The 20,677-nt window shown below is 49.4% G+C and carries 16 protein-coding genes and 1 pseudogene; 9 read left to right on the top strand and 8 right to left on the bottom strand.

Annotation, left to right across the window (positions count from 1 at the left end):
* The 4 genes and pseudogenes from srfAB to HWY38_RS13630 all read left to right on the top strand — a co-directional run.
* A pseudogene (gene srfAB, locus HWY38_RS13645) lies at nucleotides 1-3,024 on the top strand (surfactin non-ribosomal peptide synthetase SrfAB); the annotation flags it as partial.
* A 34-nt stretch (nucleotides 3,025-3,058) separates the two neighbouring features.
* Nucleotides 3,059-6,895 carry a surfactin non-ribosomal peptide synthetase SrfAC gene (gene srfAC, locus HWY38_RS13640; RefSeq protein ID WP_224182030.1) on the top strand — a complete coding sequence of 1,279 codons (3,837 nt, stop codon included), beginning with the start codon at nucleotides 3,059-3,061 and terminating at the stop codon, nucleotides 6,893-6,895.
* 19 nt (nucleotides 6,896-6,914) lie between these two features.
* Nucleotides 6,915-7,646: a surfactin biosynthesis thioesterase SrfAD gene (gene srfAD, locus HWY38_RS13635; RefSeq protein ID WP_014304324.1), complete on the top strand. Its 732-nt coding sequence runs from the start codon at nucleotides 6,915-6,917 to the stop codon at nucleotides 7,644-7,646.
* 121 nt (nucleotides 7,647-7,767) lie between these two features.
* Nucleotides 7,768-9,078: an aminotransferase class I/II-fold pyridoxal phosphate-dependent enzyme gene (locus HWY38_RS13630; protein ID WP_088037498.1), complete on the top strand. Its 1,311-nt coding sequence runs from the start codon at nucleotides 7,768-7,770 to the stop codon at nucleotides 9,076-9,078.
* A gap of 36 nt (nucleotides 9,079-9,114) precedes the next feature.
* On the opposite strand, the gene HWY38_RS13625 is transcribed toward HWY38_RS13630, so the two are convergent.
* The 6 genes from HWY38_RS13625 to HWY38_RS13600 all read right to left on the bottom strand — a co-directional run bounded on the left by HWY38_RS13625 (nucleotide 9,115) and on the right by HWY38_RS13600 (nucleotide 13,861).
* The gene (locus tag HWY38_RS13625; protein WP_024084876.1) at nucleotides 9,115-9,789 is read right to left on the bottom strand and encodes a 4'-phosphopantetheinyl transferase family protein; all 675 of its coding nucleotides are present in this window, start codon (nucleotides 9,787-9,789) and stop codon (nucleotides 9,115-9,117) included.
* Nucleotides 9,790-9,887: 98 nt separating this feature from the next.
* Nucleotides 9,888-10,535, bottom strand: a complete 648-nt coding sequence (locus HWY38_RS13620) for a YczE/YyaS/YitT family protein (protein ID WP_077723128.1) — start codon at nucleotides 10,533-10,535, stop codon at nucleotides 9,888-9,890.
* Nucleotides 10,536-10,615: 80 nt separating this feature from the next.
* Nucleotides 10,616-11,359 carry a cystine ABC transporter ATP-binding protein TcyC gene (tcyC, locus tag HWY38_RS13615; protein WP_003156376.1) on the bottom strand — a complete coding sequence of 248 codons (744 nt, stop codon included), beginning with the start codon at nucleotides 11,357-11,359 and terminating at the stop codon, nucleotides 10,616-10,618.
* A gap of 12 nt (nucleotides 11,360-11,371) precedes the next feature.
* Nucleotides 11,372-12,076 (bottom strand): amino acid ABC transporter permease, encoded by a 705-nt coding sequence (locus HWY38_RS13610; protein WP_003156375.1) that lies wholly within the window; start codon nucleotides 12,074-12,076, stop codon nucleotides 11,372-11,374.
* Nucleotides 12,063-12,860, bottom strand: a complete 798-nt coding sequence (tcyA, locus tag HWY38_RS13605) for a cystine ABC transporter substrate-binding lipoprotein TcyA (RefSeq protein WP_003156373.1) — start codon at nucleotides 12,858-12,860, stop codon at nucleotides 12,063-12,065. The genes HWY38_RS13610 and tcyA overlap by 14 nt, the downstream gene beginning before the upstream one ends.
* Nucleotides 12,861-12,988: 128 nt before the next feature.
* The gene (locus tag HWY38_RS13600; protein WP_003156371.1) at nucleotides 12,989-13,861 is read right to left on the bottom strand and encodes a LysR family transcriptional regulator; all 873 of its coding nucleotides are present in this window, start codon (nucleotides 13,859-13,861) and stop codon (nucleotides 12,989-12,991) included.
* A gap of 93 nt (nucleotides 13,862-13,954) precedes the next feature.
* On the opposite strand from HWY38_RS13600, the gene HWY38_RS13595 reads away from it, so the two are divergent.
* From HWY38_RS13595 to HWY38_RS13580, 4 genes are read left to right on the top strand one after another with little or no spacing between them, the layout of a single operon-like run.
* Entirely contained in the window at nucleotides 13,955-14,569 is a 615-nt protein-coding gene (locus HWY38_RS13595) for a non-oxidative hydroxyarylic acid decarboxylases subunit B (RefSeq protein WP_088005476.1), read from the top strand.
* Nucleotides 14,570-14,571: 2 nt separating this feature from the next.
* A complete protein-coding gene (gene bsdC, locus HWY38_RS13590; RefSeq protein WP_043866828.1) occupies nucleotides 14,572-15,993 on the top strand; it encodes a phenolic acid decarboxylase BsdC in 1,422 nt (473 codons plus the stop codon).
* Nucleotides 15,994-16,010: 17 nt separating this feature from the next.
* Nucleotides 16,011-16,238 (top strand): non-oxidative hydroxyarylic acid decarboxylases subunit D, encoded by a 228-nt coding sequence (locus HWY38_RS13585; RefSeq protein WP_007410250.1) that lies wholly within the window; start codon nucleotides 16,011-16,013, stop codon nucleotides 16,236-16,238.
* The gene (locus tag HWY38_RS13580; RefSeq protein WP_224182029.1) at nucleotides 16,238-16,699 is read left to right on the top strand and encodes a pyridoxamine 5'-phosphate oxidase family protein; all 462 of its coding nucleotides are present in this window, start codon (nucleotides 16,238-16,240) and stop codon (nucleotides 16,697-16,699) included. The genes HWY38_RS13585 and HWY38_RS13580 overlap by 1 nt, the downstream gene beginning before the upstream one ends.
* A 42-nt stretch (nucleotides 16,700-16,741) precedes the next feature.
* Here the strand turns inward: HWY38_RS13580 and HWY38_RS13575 are convergent, their stop codons facing one another.
* The gene (locus tag HWY38_RS13575; protein ID WP_029326232.1) at nucleotides 16,742-18,220 is read right to left on the bottom strand and encodes a peptide MFS transporter; all 1,479 of its coding nucleotides are present in this window, start codon (nucleotides 18,218-18,220) and stop codon (nucleotides 16,742-16,744) included.
* 278 nt (nucleotides 18,221-18,498) lie between these two features.
* On the opposite strand from HWY38_RS13575, the gene HWY38_RS13570 reads away from it, so the two are divergent.
* Entirely contained in the window at nucleotides 18,499-20,244 is a 1,746-nt protein-coding gene (locus tag HWY38_RS13570; RefSeq protein WP_224182028.1) for a right-handed parallel beta-helix repeat-containing protein, read from the top strand.
* Nucleotides 20,245-20,336: 92 nt separating this feature from the next.
* On the opposite strand, the gene HWY38_RS13565 is transcribed toward HWY38_RS13570, so the two are convergent.
* Nucleotides 20,337-20,558 carry a hypothetical protein gene (locus tag HWY38_RS13565; protein ID WP_224182027.1) on the bottom strand — a complete coding sequence of 74 codons (222 nt, stop codon included), beginning with the start codon at nucleotides 20,556-20,558 and terminating at the stop codon, nucleotides 20,337-20,339.
* Nucleotides 20,559-20,677: the final 119 nt, after the last annotated feature.

Here is a 20,677-nt window from a genome sequence, read left to right as displayed (position 1 = left end):
ATCGCGCGCATTCTCATGGACTGCGGCGTCACGGCTGACGAACGTGTCGGCATTTTGACGAAACCGTCCTTGGAAATGGCCGCGGGCGTACTCGGCGTCCTGAAAGCGGGCGCGGCATTTGTGCCGATTGACCCCGACTACCCGGAAGAGCGGATCAGCTACATTCTGCAGGACAGCGGCGCCAAGCTTCTTCTCACACAGGAAGCGCTGGACGTGCCGGAAAGCTACAAAGGAGAAACGATTCTGCTTGACGGCGGACGCTCCATTCTGAGCCTGCCGCTTGATGAAAACGATGAAGCGAACCCGCAGACAGAAACAACGGCGGATCATCTCGCTTATATGATTTACACGTCAGGAACGACCGGACAGCCGAAGGGTGTCATGGTCGAACACCATGCGCTGGTGAACCTGTGCTTCTGGCATCACGACGCATTCGCCATGACGGCGGATGATAAAAGCGCCAAATACGCGGGCTTCGGTTTTGACGCCTCCATTTGGGAAATGTTCCCGGCATGGATCATCGGCGCGGAGCTTCACGTCATTGACGAAGCGATCCGGCTGGATATCACCCGCTTAAATCACTATTTCGAGGAGAACGGCGTGACCATCACCTTCCTGCCGACGCAGCTGGCCGAACAATTTATGGAGCTGGAAAATACCTCTCTCCGTATGCTTCTCGTCGGCGGTGACAAGCTGAAGCGGGCGGTGAAACAGCCGTACACGATCGTCAACAACTACGGCCCGACGGAAAACACCGTCGTCGCGACAAGCGGCGTCATCAATCCGGAGGAAGGATCGCTTTCGATCGGACGGGCGATTGCCAATACGAGAGTTTATATTCTCGGCGACGGCGATCAGGTGCAGCCGGAAGGCATTGCCGGTGAATTGTGTGTGGCCGGCCGCGGTCTTGCGCGCGGATACCTGAACCGTGAAGAAGAAACGGCGAAGCGGTTTACCGCAGATCCGTTCGTGCCCGGCGAGCGCATGTACCGGACCGGCGACCTCGTCAAATGGAACGCGCAGTGCGGCATTGAATACATCGGCCGTATCGACCAGCAGGTCAAAGTGCGGGGCTACCGGATCGAGCTTTCAGAAATCGAAGTCCGCCTCGCCCAGCTTGCGGACGTTCATGACGCAGCGGTGACGGCCGTGGAAGACAAAGCGGGCAATACCGCGCTTTGCGCCTATGTCGCGCCTCGGCAGGACGATATTGAAGCGCTCAAAGCCGCGCTGAAAGACACGCTGCCTGACTACATGGTGCCGGCGTTCTGGGTGGAGATGGACGAGCTTCCGGTCACCGCAAACGGCAAGATTGACAAAAAAGCCCTGCCGGAACCGGACATTGAAGCGGGAAGCGCCGCTTACAAAGCGCCGGAAACGGAGATGGAGACGCTGCTTTCAGACATTTGGCAGGAAGTGCTCGGTCTTGACCAGATCGGCGTAAGCGACAATTTCTTCACGCTCGGCGGCGATTCGATCAAAGGCATCCAAATGGCGAGCCGCCTGAACCAGCATGGCTACAAGCTGGAGATGAAGGATCTCTTCCAGCATCCGACCATCGAAGAGCTCGTCTCCTATGTGGAGCGGACGGAAGGCAAGCAGGCCGACCAGGGACCTGTCGAGGGCGAAGCGGAGTTAACGCCGATCCAGCGTTGGTTCTTTGAGAAAAACTTCACGAACAAACACCACTGGAACCAATCCGTCATGCTTCACGCGAAAGACGGCTTTGATCCGGACCTGGTGGAAAAAACCCTGCAAGCATTGATTGAACACCATGATGCGCTCCGCATGGTTTACCATGAAGAAAGGGAAGGCATCATTCAGACATACCTCCCTGTCACAGAATGCAAGGCAAGCTTTGACATCGTTGATCTGTACGGAACGGACGAGGATATGCTGAAAAGCCAGATTCAGCGGCTTGCCGATCATCTTCAGGGAAGTCTTGATCTGGAGAACGGCCCGCTGTTAAAAGCGGAGCAATACCGGACAGAACTAGGCGATCATCTGTTAATCTCGATTCACCATCTCGTCGTGGACGGGGTATCATGGAGAATTCTGCTTGAGGATTTCGCTTCAGGTTATAAACAGGCGCAGCAGCAAAACAGCATCGTCCTCCCGCAGAAAACCCACTCCTTTAAAGATTGGGCGGAGGCGCTGAACACATTTGCGCAATCAGAAGAGCTGAAAAAGCAGGCGGATTATTGGACGCAGGCAGATGCGGAAGAACTCCAGCCGCTGCCGAAAGATCATGATCCGAACAAACGGCTCGTCAAACATACGGCGGCCGTGAAATGTGAATTGACTGAGGAAGAAACGGCGCAGCTGCTCACAGATGTTCATCATCCGTACGGAACGGAAATCAACGACATTCTGCTCAGCGCGCTCGGCTTAACGATCGGTGAATGGACGGAAAACGGCAAAGTCGGCATCAACTTAGAAGGACACGGCCGGGAAGAAATCATACCGAATGTCAATATTTCACGGACGGTCGGCTGGTTTACGGCCCAATATCCTTTGATTCTGCAGATCAGCAAGGAAGACGGCGTCTCTTCCGTTATTAAAACGGTAAAAGAGACGGTGCGGCGCGTTCCTGATAAAGGTGTAGGATACGGGATTCTCCGGTATCTGTCATCCGATGAAACAGAAAAAGGCGCCGCGCCTGAAATCAGTTTTAACTACTTGGGGCAGTTTGACAATGAAGTGAAAACGGAATGGTTTGAGCCGTCTCCATATGATATGGGACGTCAAGTCAGCGAAGAGTCAGAGGCGTTATACGCACTGAGCTTCAGCGGGATGGTTACAGGCGGCCGCTTCGTCATTTCCTGCTCATACAATCAGGAAGAATATGAAAGAAGCACCGTCGAAACACAGATGCAGCGGTTTAAAGACAATCTCTTAATGATCATCCGCCATTGCACGGCCAAAGAGGAGAAAGAATTTACGCCGAGCGATTTCAGCGCGCAGGATCTTGAGATGGATGAAATGGGAGACATCTTTGACATGCTTGAGGAGAATTTAACGTGACAAAAACAGATCACAGAAGGGGGGAGCGGAGCAGATGAGCCAGTTCAAAAAAGATCAAGTTCAGGACATGTATTATTTGTCGCCGATGCAGGAGGGAATGCTGTTTCATACTCTCCTGAATCCCGGCCAAAGCTTTTACATCGAACAAATGACAATGAAAGTAAAAGGCAGCTTGAATATCAAATGCCTCGAAGAAAGCATGAATGTGATCATGGACCGGTACGATGTATTTCGTACCGTGTTCATTCACGAAAAAGTAAAAAGGCCGGTCCAAGTCGTATTGAAAAAACGGCAGTTTCAGATAGAAGAAATCGATCTGACACATGTAACGGACAGCGAGCAAACAGCCAAAATCAATGAATACAAAGAACAGGATAAGATCAAAGGCTTTGATTTGACGCGGGATATTCCGATGCGGGCAGCCATTTTTAAAAAATCGGAAGAAAGCTTTGAATGGGTGTGGAGCTACCACCACATCATTTTGGACGGCTGGTGCTTCGGCATCGTCGTGCAGGATCTGTTTAAGGTATACAATGCCCTGCGCGAACAAAAGCCGTACAGCCTGCCGCCGGTCAAACCGTATAAAGACTATATCAAGTGGCTTGAAAAGCAGGATAAACAAGCATCACTGCATTACTGGCGCGGGTACTTAGAAGATTTTGAAGGACAAACGACGTTTGCGGAGCAAAGAAAGAAACAAAAGGACGGCTATGAGCCGAAAGAGTTGCTCTTCTCACTGCCGGAGGCGGAAACAAAAGCATTTACCGAGCTTGCAAAATCGCAGCATACCACTTTGAGTACGGCGCTGCAGGCGGTTTGGAGTGTATTAATCAGCCGCTACCAGCAGTCCGGCGATTTGATCTTCGGCACAGTCGTTTCCGGGCGTCCCGCAGAAATCAAAGGCGTTGAACATATGGTCGGGCTGTTTATCAATGCTGTTCCGAGGCGGGTGAAGCTGTCTGAGGATACCACATTTAACGGCTTGCTCAAGCAGCTGCAGGAGCAATCGCTGCAGTCTGAGCCGCATCAATATGTGCCGCTCTATGACATCCAAAGCCAAGCCGATCAGCCAAAGCTGATTGACCACATCATTGTGTTTGAAAATTATCCGCTTCAGGATGCAAAAAATGAAGAGAACAGTGAAAACGGCTTTGATATGGAGGACGTCCATGTTTTTGAGAAATCGAATTATGATCTCAACCTGATGGCTTCTCCAGGTGATGAAATGCTGATTAAGCTTGCCTATAACGGGAATGTGTTTGATGAGGCGTTTATCCTGCGCTTAAAATCTCAGCTTCTCACTGCGATTCAGCAGCTCATCCAGAAGCCGGATCAGCCTGTCAATACGATCAGACTTGTTGATGAAAAGGAAAGAGAGCTTCTGCTTACCGGCTTAAACCCGCCGGCTCAGACTCATCAGGCGAAGCCTCTGACGGATTGGTTCAAGGAAGCGGTGAATGTAAATCCTGATGCGCCGGCGCTTACGTATTCCGGTCAGACTCTTTCCTACCGTGAATTAGATGAGGAAGCGAACCGCCTTGCGCGCCGTTTGCAAAAGCAAGGTGCGGGCAAAGGCTCCGTTGTCGCGTTGTACACGAAGCGCTCGCTTGAACTGGTGATCGGCATTCTCGGCGTATTAAAAGCGGGAGCGGCTTATCTGCCGGTTGATCCGAAGCTGCCGGAAGACCGAATCTCGTATATGCTGGCTGACAGTGCGGCAGCCTGTCTGCTGACACATCATGAGATGAAAGAAAAAGCGGCTCAGCTGCCGTATACAGGAACAACACTCATCATCGATGATCAAGCACGGTTTGAGGAACAGGCAAGCGATCCTGCAGCCGCAATTGATCCCGATGATCCGGCGTATATTATGTATACATCCGGCACAACCGGAAAGCCGAAGGGCAATATCACCACTCATGCCAATATTCAAGGATTGGTCAAGCATGTAGATTACATGGCATTTTCTGAAAAAGATACGTTCTTATCTGTTTCCAATTACGCTTTTGACGCATTTACCTTTGATTTCTACGCATCAATACTGAATGCGGCACGGCTCATTATCGCAGATGAACATACACTGCTTGATACAGAACGGCTCACTGATCTGATCCGGCAGGAGAATGTCAATGTCATGTTTGCGACAACCGCACTGTTTAATCTTCTCACCGATGCGGGAGAGGAGTGGCTGAAGGGGCTTCGCTGTGTGTTATTCGGAGGTGAGCGCGCGTCTGTGCCTCACGTCAGAATGGCGCTTGAGATCATGGGGCCTGGCAAGCTGATTAATTGCTACGGGCCGACTGAGGGAACGGTGTTTGCGACAGCTCACGTCGTGCACGATTTACCGGATTCCATTTCCTCATTGCCGATCGGAAAGCCGATCAGCAATGCAAGTGTTTACATTCTTAACGGGCAAAATCAGCTTCAGCCATTTGGGGCTGTCGGTGAACTGTGCATCAGCGGAATGGGTGTATCAAAAGGGTATCTGAACCGTCATGACCTGACGAAGCAAACGTTTATTCCAAATCCGTTCAAGCCGGGAGAAACGCTTTACCGCACAGGGGATTTAGCACGCTGGCTGCCGGATGGAACAATTGAATACGCCGGGCGTATTGACGACCAGGTCAAAATACGCGGACACCGGATTGAGCTTGAAGAAATCGAAAAGCAGCTGCAGGAATACCCGGGTGTGAAAGATGCGGTCGTTGTTGCAGACCGCCATGAGTCCGGAGATGCATCAATCAACGCCTACCTCGTGAACCGGACGCCGCTTTCAGCTGAAGACGTAAAGAGGCACTTGAAAAAACAGCTTCCTGCTTACATGGTGCCGCAAACCTTTACTTTCTTAGAGGAGCTTCCGTTAACGACAAACGGGAAGGTCAATAAACGGCAGCTGCCGAAACCGGATCAGACTCAGGCGGTGAAAGAATGGATCGGGCCTCGAAACGCGACGGAAGAAACGATTGCACACATCTGGTCCGACATCCTCGGCAGACAGCAGATTGGGATTCATGATGATTTCTTCGCGCTCGGAGGCCATTCCTTAAAAGCGATGACGGCAGCGTCACGCATTAAAAAAGAGCTCGGTACGGACATTCCGGTGCAGCTGCTATTCGAAGCGACGACAATCGCAGGCATTGCCGATTATCTGCTTCACGGTGAAGAAAAAGGTATGAAAGATCTCACCATCATGAATAAAAATCAGTCTGACACACTGTTTGCGTTCCCGCCGGTTCTCGGTTACGGGCTGATGTACCAGCCGCTGGCAAAACAGCTGTCCGGCTATCGAATCTGTGCGTTTGATTTTATCGAGGAAGACAACCGCATCGAACGCTACACAGAGCTGATCAATCAGCTCCAGCCGGAAGGACCGGTCAAGATGTTCGGATACTCGGCAGGCTGCACGCTCGCCTTTGAAACGGCCAAACGGCTTGAAGCCGAAGGACGTAAAGTGGAGCGGCTGATCATGGTTGATTCTTATAAAAAACAAGGCGTCAGCGACTTGGAAGGCCGCACCGTAGAAAGCGATGTCCAGGCGCTGATGAAGGTAAACCGGGATAACGAAGCGCTGAATGACGAAGCCGTCAAAGAAGGTCTCGCCAAAAAAACAAACGTGTTTTATTCTTATTTCGTGCATACCGTCAGCACCGGCACGGTCAATGCGGATATAGATCTATTAACGTCAGAACCGGACTTTGCGATGCCGCCGTGGCTCGCTTCGTGGGAGGAAGCCACGACAGGTGAATACCGTGTGAAAAAAGGCTGCGGCAGTCACGCAGAAATGCTTCAGGGAGAATGTCTCGAAAGGAATGCGGCATATTTGCTCGAATTCCTAAGGAAGGAACATCCGAAGCTGACAGCTTCACGATAGAAAAGGAGGAAGCCCGCCAATGGTCCAGCTCTTTAAATCGTTCGATACCACGGAAAAAACGCAGCTTATCTGTTTTCCGTTCGCAGGAGGCTATTCCGCATCATTCCGCCCGCTCCACACCTATCTTCAAGGTGAGTGTGAGATGCTTGCCGCGGAACCGCCGGGACACGGAACAAATCAAATGTCCGCCGTTGAGGATTTTGAACAGCTTGTCAGTTTATACAAGCAGGAGTTGAATCTCCATCCTGACCGCCCGTTTGTGCTGTTCGGCCACAGTATGGGAGGCATGGTCGCTTTCAGGCTGGCGCAAAAGCTGGAGCGGGAGGGGATTTACCCGCAGGCCGTGATCATCTCAGCCATTCAGCCGCCGCATGTTGAAAGGAAAAAAGTGTCTCATCTTGATGATGAAAAATTTCTCGCCCATATTATCGAGCTGGGCGGAATGCCGCAGGAGTTAGTGGAGAATAAGGAGGTCATGTCATTTTTCCTGCCTTCTTTCAGATCCGACTACCGCGCGCTTGAAAGCTTCCGTCCGTCTGATTCTCACATGATTCAATCACCCGTCCATATTTTTAACGGGCGGAAAGATAAAAAATGTATCAAAGATGCGGACGGATGGAAAAAATGGGCCGACAATCCCGTATTTCATGAGTTTTCGGACGGCCACATGTTCATATTAAGTGAAACTGAAAAAGTGGCGGAACGAATATATGAGATTATTAACAGGAGCACTGCAGGCCAATTGTTATAGGATATGACAGACAGCATTCGCTGTCTGTTTTTTGTAACAAAATCTGCCCGTGAGTTTTCTCATTTATCAAAAATTTTATGTTATGATTTGATGGAATATAATTTTGAAGGGATTGTCGTACATGAATGATGCAGCAAAAGAGCTGAACAGAACATTATCTGAAGAAAACCCGCACGTGCTTCATATGCTTTCTGATTTGGGCAGAGAGTTGTTTTATCCGAAAGGGGTGCTGACACAATCGGCGGAAGCGAAAGCCAAGGCCGGAAAGTATAATGCCACGATCGGGATTGCCACCTCACAAGGCGAGTCCATGCACTTTTCCCATATTCAAGAGACACTGTCCGCCTATAACCCCGATGATATCTACGATTATGCTCCGCCGCAGGGAAAAGAGCCGCTCAGACAGGAATGGCTGAAAAAAATGCGTCTCGAAAATCCTTCATTAGCCGGCAAAGACATCAGCACGCCGATCGTGACAAACGCTTTAACACACGGGCTGAGCATTGCCGCCGACTTGTTCGTCAATGAAGGGGATACGCTGCTTCTGCCGGATAAATATTGGGGAAATTACAATTTCATTTTCGGTGTCCGGCGCAAGGCATCCATTGAGACGTACCCGCTTTTTCAGCAGGATGGGCGTTTTAATGCGGCGGGGCTGTCCGAGCTGCTGAAAAAGCAGGAAGAAAAGGCGATTGTCGTGCTGAATTTCCCGAATAATCCGACAGGCTATACGCCGGGGGAAGAGGAAGCATCAGAAATCGTCAGCGTGATCCTGGAGGCAGCGGAGGCCGGCAAAGAGATTGTCGTGCTCGTAGACGATGCGTATTACAATCTGTTTTACGATGAAACGGCCATTCAGGAATCCATCTTCAGCAAACTCGCCCAAGTGCACGACCGGGTGCTTTGCGTGAAAATAGACGGCGCGACGAAGGAAAATTACGCGTGGGGCTTCCGCGTCGGTTTTATTACGTACAGCACAAAAAGCGAAAAAGCGCTGCGCGTGCTCGAGGAAAAAACAAAAGGGATTATCAGGGGAACGATTTCAAGCGCCCCGCATCCGTCCCAAACGTTTATGCTGCGGGCGATGCAGTCACCGGAATACGAGAAAGAAAAATCGCTGAAATATAATATCATGAAAAAACGGGCTGACAAAGTGAAAGCCGTTCTTGCAGAAAACAAGCACTATGAAGACGTATGGACGCCTTATCCGTTTAACTCGGGTTATTTCATGTGTGTCCGGCTGAAAGACATAAACGCCGGCGAATTAAGAGTGTCGTTGCTTGAAAAGAGAGGAATCGGGACGATATCCATTAATGAAACCGATTTGCGAATCGCATTTTCATGTGTTGAAGAAGAACACACCGCGGATCTGTTCGAAGAAATTTATCAAGAAGCAAAGCAGCTGCAGAAACAGGCGGAAATATCAGGCTGACAAAAAAAGGAGGGGGATACCCTCCTTTTTCTATGCTTACAGCAGCTCTTCATACGTTTTCATCTCAATCCCGTCACAAAAATCGGGATGCGCCGCACAAACGGCCAGCTTATATTCCTCGTCCGCATCATATGTGCGGATGAAACAAGGTTCATGTCCGTCCGGGAGCTCAATGGACACATGGCCGTCGTCTTTGAGGCGGACGCTGAATGAATCAAGCGGAAGGGAAAGCCCTTTTCCGGCCTGCTTGATAAAGCTTTCTTTCATCGACCACAGGTGGTAAAAATAATCGGTCTGCTGATCGGGGTGTTTCGCTTGCAGATCACTGTATTCCGTCGGCGAAAAAAAACGTTTGGCGATATCAATCGTGCCGGGCTTCATTTTTTCAATATCAATGCCGATCGGTTTTGAATCAACGGCACACACGATCCAGCGCCCGGAGTGGGAAATGTTAAAGTGCATGTCCGGAAGCGCGGGGATGTACGGCTTTCCGTATTCCTGGACGCTGAATGAAATCCCGGCCGGATCAAGTCCGTAAGCCTTCGCCGCAGCGGTGCGGATCAGCATGTCGCCGATCAAGGTGCGGTGAGCATCCTCCTTATGGTAAAAGCGCCGGCATTTTTCCCGCTTTTCGGCGGACACGGCCGCCATCATCCGATCCTCTTCCCCTGCAGAAAGCGGGCGGTCCATATATACTCCGTAAATCTTCATGTCCAGATCCTCCGTCTGAAAATATTGTCAAAACCATCCTACCATATCAGACGAAAGCTGTCCGAAAATAAAAAAACAAAACCGTTTCGGCTTTGTTTTTAATGAACGGACGTTGCCCGCCCGGAGATCGCGTATGTTAACAGTTTAGAGGACTGCGGCAAAGAAAAACGCAGAATCAGCCCCGTCAAAACAGCCGTAATAATGGTTCCGGCGCCGATCGGTCCGCCCATCACCCAGGCTGCGGCAAGAATCGTCAGCTCAATGCCGTTCCGCACCCATTGCACGTTCCAGCCCGTTTTTTCAGATATCAGCATCATCAGAGAGTCCCGGGGGCCCGCGCCGAGCCCTGCTGATACGTAAATACCGACGCCGCAGCCGATCAGCAGCAATCCGATAGAAAAAAACACGGCCGCTAAGGAAAAAGCGTGCGCCTCAGGAAGCAGAAACGAGAAGAAATCAATAAACATTCCCATCAGCACCATGTTTAAGATAGCGCCGATTTTCGGGAGCGTCCTCGTGAACAGGCAGGTTAAAGCCACGATGACCGCGCCGACCAAGATGGACCATTGGCCGACAGATAGCCCGAAATGCTGAAAAAGCCCATAATGAAAGGCATCCCAAGGGCTGATGCCGAGAGCTTTTCCTTTAATGGTTAACGATACCCCGAAAGACAAAATCAACAGACCGGCAAAATAAAACGTCCAGCGCATCAAGAATTCCCGCTTCAAAGAGGTCCCTTCTTTCATAACATTCATTAATTGTCATTGTAGCATAACCGCCCAAAAAAAGAAGAAGCGAAATCAGTGTTTCGCTTCTTCTCCGGCTCCTACAAAGGATTCAGTATACGATTTAAAAACCGCTGCGTGCGTTCTTCTTTCGGCGCGGAAAAAATCTGGGCCGGCGGTCCTTGTTCCACAATGACGCCGCCGTCAATGAAGATGACTTCATCAGCCACTTCCTGCGCGAATTTGATTTCATGGGTGACGACGACCATCGTCCAGCCTTCGTTCGCCAGATCCTTAATCACTTTGAGCACCTCGCCGACCAGCTCCGGATCAAGTGCTGACGTCGGTTCGTCAAACAGCATCAGCTCGGGCTGAATCGCAAGCGCGCGGGCGATGCCGACCCGCTGCTGCTGACCGCCGGAAAGCTGGAACGGATATAAATCCATTTTGTCTTTCAGTCCGACTTTTTCCAGAAGCTCTATCGCTTCTTTTCTGACTTGCTCCTTGTCGCGCTTTTGCACTTGAACGGGTCCTTCCATGACGTTTTCAAGCGCCGTGCGGTGAGGAAACAGATGATACGCCTGAAAGACCATGCCTGATTTGCGGCGGAGGCGGAGAATATCAGCCTGCTTCACTTTTTTGGAGAAATCTATTGAAAAATCGGAGAATGCCAGCTCGCCGCGATTGGGGATCTCAAGCGCGTTCAGACAGCGCAGAAGCGTCGTTTTTCCTGAACCGGACGGTCCCAGAATGGCGATGACTTTCCCTTTTTCTATCTCCATATCTATCTTTTTTAAAATTTCATTCTGTCCGAATGATTTATTTAATCCTTTGACGGAAAGCATATCGAAACCTCCTTATTTGGCCACATAACGGTCGAGACGCCGTTCGATCACATGCTGTACGATTGACAGCAAGAAGCAGATGATCCAATAAATAAAGGCGGCTTCAATATAGATGACCAAGATTTGATCAAGGTTTTGCGCGCCGATTTCCTGCGCTTTTCTGAACAGCTCCGCGACGAGAATCTGTGACGCGAGAGATGTATCCTTGATCAGGCTGATAAATGTATTTGATAATGGCGGAATGGACACGCGAAACGCCTGCGGCAGGATCACGCGGAACAATGTCTTGCGATAGGTCATGCCGATCGTATAACCGGCTTCCCATTGCCCTTTCGGCACGGATGAAATAGATGCCCGGATGATTTCAGAAGCATAGGCGCCCACGTTTAATGAAAACGCGATGACTGCGCTTGGGAAAGGGTCCAGCGTAATATTAAATGTCGGGAACAGATAAAAAATGATGAACAATTGAACGAGAAGAGGAGTGCCGCGCACCGCTGATACGTATACGCTGAACACCCATCTCAATGGTTTCATATTTGACATTCTGGCGAGCGCCGTAATCAGCGCGATGATCATTCCGAAAATAAAGGAAAGAATGGTAAGGGGAATCGAGTAATAGATTCCCCCGGAAAGAATCGGCCAGAATGACTGCTGCACCAAATCCCACGGAATGGCTGTTGCAATCACGGGTTCCGGCATGTTACTTAGAAACATCTTCGCCGAACCATTTTTTCGCTATTTTAGAAAGAGTCCCGTCCTCTTTCATTTCTTTTAACGCTTTGTTGACGTGAGTCACAAGTTCGCCGCTTCCTTTTCGGAATGCGAAATATGTCTGCTGCGGCTGGCCTGCTTCAAACGCGATTTTCACGTTTTTATTGCCGGACGTTTTTAAGTAGTTCAGTACGGCAAGCTTATCGTTGTAAGTCAGATCAGCGCGGCCCTGCTGAATGAGCTGAAGGGATTGCGCCATGCCTTCAACGCCTTCAATTTTCGCGCCGGCTTCTTTCGCTAATTTATTGTAATTGCTTGTTAATGACTGAGCCGCTGTTTTTCCTTTGACATCAGCCTCTTTCGCAATCGTGCTGTCTTTTTTCGTCACGACGACTGCATTTGACGTTGTGTATTTATCAGAAAAATCATATTGGTTCTCACGGCCTGTTTTGCCGACTTGGTTGGCGACGACGTCAAACCGTTTCGCGTTTAAACCGGCAAACATGCTGTCCCATTGTGTTTCTTTAAAGTCAGCTTTCAGACCGAGGCGTTTCGCGACTTCTTGAATCACTTCAACATCATATCCGGTCAGTTTGTCAGTCTTTTTATCATGGAAGGTAAACGGTTCGTACGTTCCTTCTGTACCGACGGTCAGTACGCCTTTTTTCTTGACAGAAGCCCAAAGATCGCCGTCTTTTGACTTAGATCCGCTGTCCTGTGAGTTTCCGCAGGCTGCAAGCATTGCGATGCTGACCATCATGAACAAAGCGAATAATGCTTTTTTCATCTTCTTTATTCCCCACTTTTCTGAGTAGTTTTATTGAGAAAAAATAGCTCCCAATTGTAAAGGATAACTTTTTTTTAGTATGAGTCAAGTAATTGGTTTTCATAAGCGGGAATTCATCGTGTTCCGGATCAAAATAATTCCAAAAACTGTCTGACAGGCTTCGGCAGGTAGCTGTCTTTTCTCCAGATGACGGCCGGTGTCATGACAAACGGGTTGTCTTCGATGATAACCGTTTTGACATGCGAGCGCATATGGACGGGAATCATCGTCAAAGGCAGAATTGTGGCGCCGAATCCTGATGATACAAGGCTCAAGAGCGTCGCGGAGTCATGGCATTCACAAACAACCTGGAGGTCGAGACCGTACTGTTCACAAACTTGGAGGACTTGGTCATACACACCTCTTCCATTGACGGTGCGCAAAAGGATCAGAGGCAAAGAGGCGATGTCATTCAGTTTAATCGTTTCTCCGCACAGTCGTTTTGAATGCTCGGACAGCACCAATACACACGGAATGTCTTCAAGCTCCTTCGATTCAATGCCGTCGTTTTTAATCAAGGTGGTGGTGACGGCGGCGTCAATCTGCCGGGTTTCCAGAAGCTCGAGCAGTGAGACGGGCTCATCTTCCCAAATGTTAAAGGTGAGATGCGGAAACCGCTCTTTCATCTGTGACACTTTCTCAAGCATAAGCGCTGCGCAGTAAATGGTTGACCCGACGGCAAGTGTCCCGGCCACCTCCTCCTTCAGCTCTTGTACCTCGATTATAGCGTCCTCAAACTTATGAAGAATCTCTTTCGCTCTTTTCAAAAAGACGTTTCCTTCATATGTGAGGGTCATTTGTTTCTTTTTATTGCGGTCAAACAGAATGACGCCCAATTCTTCTTCGAGCTGTTTCAACTGTCGGCTCAAAGGCGGCTGTGCCATATGGAGCTTTTTGGCGGCCGTCGTGATTTTCTGCTCTTGGGCAATGGTGATGAAATAACGCAATTGCCGAATATCCATGAGAACGCTCGCTCCTTTCTTTTATACCTTTAAGGTATGATACATAGATTTAACGAATATTTTTCATATGGATATATCAGGAGTATGATGGATTTGACACCACATTTCAAGCGTAAAGGAGGGGTCAATATGAAGCTCGTCATCGGAATGACCGGGGCAACGGGAGCCATATTCGGGATCAGGCTTTTAGAATATTTAAAAGCCGCGGAGATCGAAACCCATCTTGTCGTGTCTCCTTGGGCAAATGTCACCATTACACATGAAACCGATTATACGTTAAAAGATGTCGAGAAACTCGCATCCTATACGTATTCTCACAAAGACCAGGCAGCGGCGATTTCAAGCGGCTCGTTTGAAACGGACGGGATGATCATCGCTCCGTGCAGTATGAAATCACTGGCAAGCATCCGCACCGGAATGGCTGACAATCTGCTGACAAGGGCGGCTGACGTCATCCTGAAGGAGCGGAAAAAACTTGTGCTGCTGACAAGAGAAACGCCGCTCAGCCAAATCCATTTAGAAAATATGCTAGCGCTTACAAAAATGGGTTCCGTCATTCTTCCGCCGATGCCGGCATTCTATAACAAGCCGGCTGACATGGATGAATTGATAGACCATATTGTGTTCCGGACGCTCGATCAGTTCGGCATCCGTCTGCCGGAAGCGAAACGGTGGTACGGAATTGAAAAACAAAAAGGAGGAATCTGATAATGGCCTATCAGGATTTTAGGGAATTTCTCGCCGCTCTTGAAAAAGAAGGGCAGCTCTTAACCGTCAACGAAGAGGTAAAACCGGAGCCGGACCTGGGCGCCGCCGCGCGTGCAGCCAGCAATCTCGGGGATAAAACCCCTGCGCTTTTGTTTAACAATATTTACGGACATCACGATGCGCAGGTGGCTCTGAATGTCATCGGCTCGTGGCCGAATCACGCGATGATGCTCGGCATGCCGAAAGATACGACTGTTAAAGAACAATTCTTTGAGTTTGCCAAACGGTACGATGCATTTCCGGTGCCGGTCAAACGGGAAGAAACCGCGCCGTTTCATGAAAATGAAATAACGGAAGATATCAATCTTTTTGACATCCTTCCGCTATTCAGAATCAACCAGGGGGACGGCGGCTACTATTTGGATAAAGCGTGCGTCATTTCCCGCGATCTTGAAGATCCGGACAATTTCGGCAAGCAGAATGTCGGCATTTACAGAATGCAGGTAAAGGGAAAAGACCGCCTCGGCATTCAGCCGGTGCCTCAGCATGATATTGCGATTCATCTTCGCCAAGCTGAAGAACGCGGCGTGAATCTTCCCGTTACGATCGCGCTCGGCTGTGAGCCGGTGATTACGACGGCTGCATCAACTCCGCTGTTATACGATCAATCCGAGTATGAAATGGCCGGCGCGATTCAAGGGGAGCCCTACAGAATCGTTAAATCTAAATTGTCTGATTTAGACATCCCTTGGGGTGCTGAAGTCGTTCTGGAAGGAGAGATCCTTGCGGGAGAACGGGAATACGAAGGACCTTTCGGTGAGTTCACGGGCCATTATTCAGGCGGCCGCAGCATGCCGGTGATCAAAATCAAACGGGTATATCATAGAAACAATCCGATTTTTGAACATTTATACTTAGGCATGCCGTGGACGGAGTGTGATTATATGATCGGCATTAATACGTGCGTGCCGCTTTACCAGCAGCTCAAGGAAGCTTATCCGAACGAAATTGTCGCCGTGAATGCGATGTATACGCACGGGCTGATCGCCATTATTTCCACGAAAACGCGCTACGGCGGATTTGCCAAGGCGGTCGGCATGCGCGCCCTGACGACGCCGCACGGACTCGGCTACTGCAAAATGGTCATTGTCGTGGATGAAGATGTCGATCCGTTTAACCTGCCGCAAGTCATGTGGGCGCTCTCAACGAAAATGCATCCGAAACACGATGCAGTCATCATTCCTGACCTGTCCGTCCTTCCGCTTGACCCGGGGTCTGATCCGGCAGGGATGACACACAAAATGATTCTTGACGCCACAACGCCTGTCGCTCCGGAAACAAGAGGCCATTATTCGCAGCCGCTTGATTCTCCGCTGACAACGAAAGAGTGGGAACAAAAACTGATGGACTTAATGAATCAATAAGAAAGGATGAGGTTGCAATGAAAACATGCCCGCGCTGTGAATCGAAAAAAGGAGAAACCGTCAGCCAATCGCCGGTCAAAGGCGCTTGGGAAATTTACCAATGCCAAACCTGCTTTTTCACATGGAGATCCTGTGAACCGGAAAGCATCACGAATCCGGCGGCATTCAACCCGGCATTTAAAATTGATCCGAAAGAAACGGAGACGGCCGCACATGTTCCCGCTGTCCCGGAAAGAAAAGCGTAATGCTGACGGAGCACTTGCCAGAGGCGCTTTACACGCTTTTAGACGGGACGGAGCTTGAAAAAAAGCAGCACGACGCGTTTGTGCTCCAATCCGTGACAAAAGAAGGCCGTCCGCACGCGGCTATGATCAGCGCCGGTGAAATCGTGGCTGTGAGCAGAACAAAACTCCGGCTCGCCTTATGGAAAAACACGACGACCGTAAAAAGCCTGCTGCATTCGGGACAAGCTCTTTTCATCGCCTGGCATGGAGGAGCCGCATATTACGTCACATTGGAATGTGAGGCGCTTCCGCCGCTGAAAGAGGCGAAACATGAGCGGGAACGGTTCAGCTGCCGCGTGATCACCGTCAAGGAAGATCGGGCGAAATACGCGGATCTGACATCCGGACCGGCCATCCAGCTCCACGAACCGGAAGATGTCTTGAAGAGATGGAGAGAAACACTTGAGGAGTTAAAACGATAGACACATAAAAAAAGCCTGCGGACGATTCCGCAGGCTTTTCTTTTATTGTACGCCTTTCATCGCCCGTTTAATAACGGGAGATAGAAGAATCAAAATAATACCAAGAATGATCGAAATAAGACCGATTGAGCCGAAGTAGGCCGCTTCAGAAATCTTATCAAACAAACCGACTACTTTTGCGTTCAGGGCTTGACCGCAGGCGTTTGTTAAAAACCACATGCTCATCGTCTGCGCTGAGAAAGCGGCAGGCGCAAGTTTCGTTGTGACGGATAAACCGACCGGTGAAAGGCAAAGCTCACCAAGCACAACCAAAAGGAAGCTGAGCACAAGCCAAAGCGGGCTCACAAGCTCGCCGCTCCCGCCCATAACCGGAAGCACCATGACTAAAAATGATAATCCGGCAAGGATAATGCCGATCGCGAATTTAATCGGTGTTGAAGGCTGGCGTTTGCCGAGCTTCATCCAGATCCACGCGAACACCGGCGCGAAAATAACGATGAATAACGGGTTCAGAGACTGGAACCATGAAGACTCAAGATGCATGCCCGCAAAGGAAAGTCTCGTGCGCTGATCCGCATATAAAGCAAGAATCGTCGCGCCCTGCTCCTGAATCGCCCAGAACATTGCCGCTGCAATAAACAGCGGAACATAAGCCGCAAGCCGTGATTTTTCCGTTTTCGTCGCTTTTTTGCTCGTGAACATCACGATAAAGTAAATAACCGGAATGACAATGCCGAGGATACTGACGGTGTCAATCACACGCTGGATCGTCAGCCAGCCGGTTTGAATCAGAACAATAATAACGGCTGCTGCGATGACCACTCCGATTCCCGTGCCGATCACTGATGATTTAGAAATCGGATTCGGTACATTGGAGCCTGCTTTGCCGAGGTATTTCTTTCTCGTAAGAGCGAAAACAATCAGTCCGAGGAACATACCGGCCGCGGCGCATCCGAAGCCTAAGTGGTAGTTGTACTTCTGTCCGAGTGTTCCGACAATTAGCGGCGCAAGCAATCCGCCGAGGTTGATCCCCATGTAAAAGATGCTGAAACCTGAGTCGCGGCGCTCGTCTTCCTTCGTATATAAATCTCCGACAACGCTGGATACGTTTGGTTTAAGCAGGCCGGTTCCGATAATGATCAGAGCCATGCTGGTAAAAAACGCCGCCGTGCTGCCAGGGAAGGCAAGAGCGATGTGCCCGAACATAATTAAAATTCCGCCGTAAAATACGGTGTTTGCCGTGCCGAATACCCGGTCGGCCAGCCATCCGCCGATGACGCTCGACATGTATACGAGAGACCCGTATATGGACATGATGGCAACTGCGGTCGTTTTATCAAAGCCGAGACCGCCATGAGCGACTTCCGTGTATAAATAGTAAAGCAATATGGCTCTCATACCATAGTAGGAGAAACGCTCCCAAAATTCGGTGAAAAACAGTGTAAACAAGCCGCGGGGATGACCGAAAAAGCCTCTTTGCGGCACAGTTTCTGTTATAGAGTCCTTATCAATAGATGCCACCTGAGCCAACCCTTTCTTAAAAAAGTGTATTACAAAAATCATATTCTTATATAATACTTGTGTCAATATAATTTATACTGAATTCAAAAAATTCCAGAATGAAAAGATATTAAAACGTTGAATATAGACGAATCTTCCTAATTCCAATGACTTATTTTGTTATATTATCTGACGAAACTATCTTTATAAACTTTTTTAATAAAATTTAAAGTATGTACAGGCGGAGCGGGATAGAGCGGAATAAGATGACAATAAGAGAGGAAGGAGGAGATTATTACTTGCCGAATCGTATATTGGATATTACGGATTGCGGTGTGGCGGCAGACGGAAAAACCGACGTGACGGGCGCCATCAATCAATGCTTGGCCAGGGCCGTAAGCGAAGGCTGTCATACGGTGTTTTTTCCGCCCGGAACGTATAAAATCAACGGCACGCTTGGCGGGGACAGAAGCCAGCCGTTTCGGAACGCCGGGATTAACGTGCCGAGCCATCTCACCATCGTTTTAGATCCGGAATGCACGATTAAAGTGGCGCCGAACAGCTCCTGGGGCTACTCGGCTTTCTATATAGGCAGGCGTGAAAATGTCACCATCACCGGCGGCCGGATCATCGGGGAACGGGATGAACACACGTATACCAATGTCCCTTTGCGGTCGACCCATGAATGGGGGTTTGGAATCTGTATTGAAGGCAGCAGCAATGTGCTGATCGAAAATGTGAAGATTTCGGATTTTACGGGAGACGGCATAATTGTCAGCCCGCTCGGGTTAAAAACAAACAGTGATTACGAAACTTCAGAACAGGTGACCATCCGCCGCTGTGAGGTCAGGCAGTCAAGGCGGAACAACATTTCAATCACCGGCTGCCATACCGTTACGGTGGAAGAATGCGTGATTGAAGACGCCGGGCAAGGGAACGGAACGGCTCCGAAATTCGGAATCGATATTGAATCGTACGGAGAAGGCGATATTGATTATGAGGAAGCTCTTCATATTACGGTCCGCAACAACTTCTTCTCCGGAAACGCCGCAAGCTCAGTCACCAATTTTAACGGATATAATGTGTTAATTGAAGGAAATCATTCCGATAACACAATCAGCTACGGGTATGGGGCACATACCGTCATTTCGGGGAATGTCTTCTTTCGGTCAGACGGCGGCTCAAGAACCGCAGTCGCCGGACAAGGTGTGTCACAAGGACAGGACAGCAGCAATGCCGTCATTTCCAACAATCTGATTACCGGGTTTTCCACCGGAATAGATGTAAGGGGAAAAAGCGTCCTCGTCACCCATAACAAAATCAATCAATTTGAAAATACGGGCATCTCCGTCTATCAGGCAGAAGATGTGACCGTTGACGGCAATGTCATTGAAAACGGACGTTCCGAAACGAGACGAAGCACGGGGATGCGGGCGACGCTTTCGGAAAACGCCGTCTTTACGAATAACACTCTGAATCAGGTGACAGACGGAATCAGCATGTCTGCCGGCAATATCACCGTAAAACAAAATGTGCTGACATCGTTCAGCCGGGGCATATGGGTCACAGGCGGAAATGCTGTCATTGAAGGAAATACGCTCATTCCGAATGCGTATCAGGGCGCCGCGGAGTCCTATGCCGTATCTGTGACAAATGACGCCAGGGCTGTCATCAAAGGCAATCTCTTTAAGAACTACAAAAACTACCCCATTTTCAGTTCAACATCCTCAGGGACCTCTGTCATCGGCAACCGCTTTGAATCATCACCGCTCATCGTTACCGTGTATCTGAACTCAGGCACGCATGAAGTCATAGACAATACGCTCACGATCAACCGAACGGCGGGCAGCCCGATCGGCATCTATCTGAACGGAGCCTCCAATTCCCTCGTGTCGGGCAATACCATCAACAACCTTTCCGCCGCTTCTGCTTCCGCCATCCAAACCAATTCCTCCGCAAGCACCAAAATCATCGGCAACCGCATTATCAAAGGTGTCATTGTGAAACACACGACAGATACGGAAAGCGGAAATATCGTCATCTGAAAACAATCTGCATCGGAAAAATAAAAAGAACACATGAACTCCGAGAGAAGGAGGGATGTGTTCTTTTTTGACACAATACAGCCGTGCGCCTGTCAGGCATCTTTTTTACCCGATTTATATAAAGCGATCATTTCTCTGATTAAAAAGAGGGCGAATAAAAACAGTATCAGCCATTCTGAGAAGGTGGTCAATTTAAAAGCGGACAGGTTGTTTTGGACCGCTCCATAGAAACTGAAACCTTGCAGCATATCCATCGCGAGTGAAATCACCAGCAAGGCAGCCAGCAAAAAAAATGAAACTCCCAATATTTTCATGAGCAACACTCTCCCTTTTTATCCTTTTCGATTACGCAAAACTTATACAGACTTTCCGCCGTGCATAATCTTTTGCCGTACAGGAAGAATATGAAAAAAACGAGGAAAGGTTTTTTGCG

The organism is Bacillus sp. KS1, assembly GCF_020075515.1.
In the GTDB taxonomy this organism is placed as follows: Bacteria; Bacillota; Bacilli; order Bacillales; family Bacillaceae; genus Bacillus; species Bacillus velezensis.
Note: the sequence above shows the minus strand (reverse complement) of the source record. Positions and strands in the feature narration are given on the sequence as shown.

Coding starts and splice junctions, on each gene's coding strand:
- HWY38_RS13610 (WP_003156375.1), bottom strand. CDS start 12,076: ATGTTTCTAAGTAACATGCCGGAACCCGTGATTGCAACAGCCATTCCG.
- HWY38_RS13630 (WP_088037498.1), top strand. CDS start 7,768: ATGAATGATGCAGCAAAAGAGCTGAACAGAACATTATCTGAAGAAAAC.
- HWY38_RS13600 (WP_003156371.1), bottom strand. CDS start 13,861: ATGGATATTCGGCAATTGCGTTATTTCATCACCATTGCCCAAGAGCAG.
- srfAC (WP_224182030.1), top strand. CDS start 3,059: ATGAGCCAGTTCAAAAAAGATCAAGTTCAGGACATGTATTATTTGTCG.
- tcyA (WP_003156373.1), bottom strand. CDS start 12,860: ATGAAAAAAGCATTATTCGCTTTGTTCATGATGGTCAGCATCGCAATG.
- HWY38_RS13620 (WP_077723128.1), bottom strand. CDS start 10,535: ATGAAAGAAGGGACCTCTTTGAAGCGGGAATTCTTGATGCGCTGGACG.
- bsdC (WP_043866828.1), top strand. CDS start 14,572: ATGGCCTATCAGGATTTTAGGGAATTTCTCGCCGCTCTTGAAAAAGAA.
- HWY38_RS13580 (WP_224182029.1), top strand. CDS start 16,238: ATGCTGACGGAGCACTTGCCAGAGGCGCTTTACACGCTTTTAGACGGG.
- HWY38_RS13585 (WP_007410250.1), top strand. CDS start 16,011: ATGAAAACATGCCCGCGCTGTGAATCGAAAAAAGGAGAAACCGTCAGC.
- HWY38_RS13625 (WP_024084876.1), bottom strand. CDS start 9,789: ATGAAGATTTACGGAGTATATATGGACCGCCCGCTTTCTGCAGGGGAA.
- tcyC (WP_003156376.1), bottom strand. CDS start 11,359: ATGCTTTCCGTCAAAGGATTAAATAAATCATTCGGACAGAATGAAATT.
- HWY38_RS13565 (WP_224182027.1), bottom strand. CDS start 20,558: ATGAAAATATTGGGAGTTTCATTTTTTTTGCTGGCTGCCTTGCTGGTG.
- srfAD (WP_014304324.1), top strand. CDS start 6,915: ATGGTCCAGCTCTTTAAATCGTTCGATACCACGGAAAAAACGCAGCTT.